Origin of the sequence: Arthrobacter sp. AL12 (assembly GCF_029960645.1) — a bacterium.
Taxonomy (GTDB): Bacteria; Actinomycetota; Actinomycetes; order Actinomycetales; family Micrococcaceae; genus Arthrobacter.
Genome location: NZ_JASBQY010000049.1, coordinates 1 through 596, shown reverse-complemented (window position 1 = coordinate 596; position 596 = coordinate 1). Strand labels below are relative to the sequence as shown.

General features: G+C 68.3%; 1 pseudogene. It reads left to right on the top strand.

Annotation, left to right across the window (positions count from 1 at the left end):
- Window positions 1–155 precede the first annotated feature (155 nt).
- Window positions 156–596: pseudogene (locus tag QK291_RS19005) on the top strand (hypothetical protein); the annotation flags it as partial.

Genomic DNA, 596 nt, shown 5'->3' with positions numbered 1-596 from the left:
GTGCTCTTCTCACCCGGGGTTCGCACGCAGTTTGGCCGGCCGCGGTTCCTGGATGGCGGGTCCTTAGCCTTCCCGGAATCCTCCTGAGGACGGGATTCTGACGCCAAGGTTAGGGGTCAGTAAGAATGTCACAGCTCGGCGGTAGATTTTGTTTCATGGAAACCGTCAGGGATTTCATTCCTTTCCAGGACACGGACCGGGACGCTGAATTCAGCACCGGCCGCGGTGCCTGCCGGGCCGGACAGCCCGGTATCGACGGTGTGAACGACGCCCTGGCCACCCTCCGGGAGGTGGGTTTGACCGCGGTCCAGGACGCGGCGCTGCTTGGGTTCCAGGCCGCCTCGGATTTCGCCGGCACCGTGGAGGAGATCTCGCGGGTGATGGAGTACCTGCAGCTCGTGGCGGCCGGGGCCGTGGACCGGACACGGAGACAGGCCGCGTCCGCCGCCACGAAAGCCGGCACCTCGTGGACCACCGGCTGGCGCGAGAGCACCGGCCCCGGCGCGTCCATAGAGGCCGGGACTGAGCCTGGTACTGGGGCTGTGACTGGCGGGCCGGACAGCGCGGCCGCGGACGCGGGAGCAGTGGACGCCCCG